The organism is Vibrio genomosp. F10 str. 9ZD137, assembly GCF_049974785.1.
Lineage (GTDB): Bacteria > Pseudomonadota > Gammaproteobacteria > Enterobacterales > Vibrionaceae > Vibrio.
The window spans coordinates 1-2,731 of record NZ_JBNGCJ010000094.1; the positions used below are offsets into that span (position 1 = coordinate 1).

General features: G+C 42.3%; 4 protein-coding genes. 2 read left to right on the forward strand and 2 right to left on the reverse strand.

The annotated features are described in order from the left end of the window. Nucleotides 1-311, forward strand: a 311-nt coding sequence (locus ACP45E_RS01115; protein ID WP_069584607.1) for a DUF411 domain-containing protein, incomplete at its 5' end; no start/stop codon positions are given. A gap of 112 nt (nucleotides 312-423) precedes the next feature. Here the strand turns inward: ACP45E_RS01115 and ACP45E_RS01120 are convergent. Both ACP45E_RS01120 and ACP45E_RS01125 read right to left on the reverse strand, forming a co-directional pair. Beyond that, nucleotides 424-1,119, reverse strand: coding sequence for an oligogalacturonate-specific porin KdgM family protein (locus ACP45E_RS01120; RefSeq protein WP_017038032.1), 696 nt, complete (start codon nucleotides 1,117-1,119; stop codon nucleotides 424-426). Nucleotides 1,120-1,504: 385 nt separating this feature from the next. Further along, nucleotides 1,505-1,645, reverse strand: a complete 141-nt coding sequence (locus ACP45E_RS01125; protein ID WP_017035102.1) for a hypothetical protein — start codon at nucleotides 1,643-1,645, stop codon at nucleotides 1,505-1,507. A gap of 19 nt (nucleotides 1,646-1,664) precedes the next feature. Between ACP45E_RS01125 and ACP45E_RS01130 the strand changes: the two genes are divergently transcribed. Further along, nucleotides 1,665-2,546: a TraB/GumN family protein gene (locus tag ACP45E_RS01130; RefSeq protein WP_017038031.1), complete on the forward strand. Its 882-nt coding sequence runs from the start codon at nucleotides 1,665-1,667 to the stop codon at nucleotides 2,544-2,546. Nucleotides 2,547-2,731 lie beyond the last annotated feature (185 nt).

Genomic DNA, 2,731 nt, shown 5'->3' on the forward strand with positions numbered 1-2,731 from the left:
GCTCTTCCGATCTCAAAGAAGAACTGCACGAGAACATGAACCCAATCAAAGAGAAGTTTGGTATTACCCCAAAACTAGCTTCTTGCCATACGGCTGAAATTGACGGGTATGTCTTTGAAGGTCACATTCCAGCAGAAGACATTAAAGCATTTCTCGACAACCCACCAAAGAACGCAAAAGGGCTAGCTGTGCCTGGAATGCCGATGGGCTCACCAGGCATGGAATATGGGGAGAATCGCGATGCCTACTCCGTCTACGCTTTTAATGATGAAGGTCAAACGTTTGAGTACCGCCATTACGAAGCGAAATAAGACGCCCTGAACGACATCAATAATGTTACCGCACCAATAAAAAGAGCCTAGCGATTTGCTAGGCTCTTTTAGTAAGACTTTAGTTTGGACAAACTAAACCATTACAGCTTGATTAGAAGCCGTAAGAAGCACCGAATACGAATGCTGTATTCTCTTTCTTATCAGAACCATCTGGGTTTTTAGCACCGTGACCTTGGCTACGTAGCTCAAAGTAAGGTTGAACACCAGAGCGAGTCCATGTAGCGCGGAACTCGTGATCCATCGTGTTGTCGCTGTTATCAACCGATACGAATACGTTGTTGTACGCTAATACTACTGGCGCATCTTCTAGTGTGTAACCGATACGGTTATCAAAACGCAATTGATCGTTATCGCTGTCTTTAATGTTGTGGTAACGAGTACGGTTGCTAATAGCAATACCGTTGTCGAAGTTGTAACCGATTTTAACTAGAGGACGATTTTGAACTGTTTCGCCATTGTTAAGTAGGTGGTGGTAACCAACAGCAATCCAAAGGTTGTCATTAAATGCGTAGCTTTGCTCAGCACCTAAAGTAATGTAAGGAGTAGCGCCTACACCTTCATTGAATTCGCCTTCGTAGCTACCAAGAGAAATCCCGTCAAACTCAGTTAATAGCGTTAGGCCACCAATGCTGTTGTCAAAAGTGTGGCCCGCTTCTAAAGTAGAAGTGGCATTAGGGTTTTTGTTCTCGCTGTGGAATTGCACGTTACCCGTAACGTAAGAAGAGCCAGCGAATGCGCTTGAAGCGAAAGCAAGAGAAAGAGCGCTTAGAGCGATAATTTTTTTCATAATTAACTGCCTTTAAAAATTTAGTACGACTGTAAACTTGGTATTTCAATCACCATCAGTAGTCGTTAATAAGGGATTGCCTTCCTGGCTTGAGATGAATACTGCACCATTTAATTCACTCCAGAAAATAAATTGGCATATAGAGTGATCCAGTTCACTTTGTTGAACCTGACCACATAAAAAGAACATACAAATCATTAACTTATATAAATAAAAAATAATGTGAAAAAACATAATGTGATATGTATCATCCGTTTTATTTTTTGCGGAAAGCAAATTACGATCTTGATCACACTCTCTTTATCTGGCTTTAGTAAATCAAACATCGGGAACCTACATAATCTGACTTAGCTCACATTTCCACTGAGCACTGACGTAATATTTGTCAGAGCCCCGCATCAAGGGTTAACCCATAAGTCATATCAATCGAAAAGCAGCACTGACTCGCATCAGCCCTAATGAAACGTAAACTGATTTCATTACGCTGTTTCAATTGTTTTTGTGTGCGACTATCATTTCTGTTCATTCCAATTCGGTGTTTGACTATGCGTATCTTTTTATTCGGCCTTTCATTACTATTATTCAGCTCGGTAGCATCCAGTGAGCCACTTTACTGGTCCGCTAAAAAAGGGCCATACGATTTGATGATTCTTGGGTCAATTCATGTCGGTAGCGAAAAGATGTATCCATTACCTTCTTCTATTACCGAGTTTTTACGCACGAGTGATGGCTTGATATTGGAAATCGATACTCGTAAAACATCAGATATTGTGTATCCCATCGCCACTCATACGGCAGAAACCGTTCTCTCAGAACCTCAACAAAAGCAATTAAGCCTTATTGCTAAAGAACTTAATCTGGCGTCTGAAACGCTTTTAAGCATGTCTCCCTGGACAGCCGCCCTCGCCATTCAAATGGGTAACCTAAACCAAATGGGTTTGAAAACAGCGCTCGGTGTTGATCATGTCTTACTCTATGACGCAATCTTTCAAGACATAGACATCCTTGGTTTAGAGTCACTGCAGTTTCAAATCGATCTCTTAGCGACATTGCCTAATGACGGTAAAGAATTACTCGTTGCCGCCTTGGATGAATATCAATCCGCGCAACAAGACGTGAATTGCTTGGTAGAGAGTTGGGCACTGGGTGATGCCGATAACATGGCGCAATTTGCAGAAGCTAGCCAGCTATCGGAAGAATTAGAGCGGCGCATGATGACTGACAGAAATCTTGATTGGGCAGAAAAGCTCGACTCCGGTAAAATTCCAGGAGAAAAAAGCGTCGCTTTAAAAGGCGGGCGATATTTGGTCGTGGTTGGGACGCTTCACCTGCTTGGTAAAAACAACCTAATCGAAGCATTGAAAGAGAGAGGGTTTGAAATTGAAAAACTCTCGAAGACACAAAAAGCGAAATGTGAGTTTTTATAGAAAGCCAGAATGCAAAAAAGCCATAGCATTTCTGCTACGGCTTTCTTTAATGTGGCGATAAAGAGCTTATTTTGAACATCAGGCGAACCCCACTTAGGTTCACCCCATCTCCCATACCCTGAAACGAGGAAAGCCTGCTCAATGAGCAGGCTTTCTAAATATGGTCGGTGAAGAGGGATTCGAAC

Excerpts from the sequence above, each read along its gene's own strand:
- ACP45E_RS01130 (WP_017038031.1), top strand. The coding sequence starts at position 1,665 with ATGCGTATCTTTTTATTCGGCCTTTCATTACTATTATTCAGCTCGGTA.
- ACP45E_RS01125 (WP_017035102.1), bottom strand. The coding sequence starts at position 1,645 with ATGAACAGAAATGATAGTCGCACACAAAAACAATTGAAACAGCGTAAT.
- ACP45E_RS01120 (WP_017038032.1), bottom strand. The coding sequence starts at position 1,119 with ATGAAAAAAATTATCGCTCTAAGCGCTCTTTCTCTTGCTTTCGCTTCA.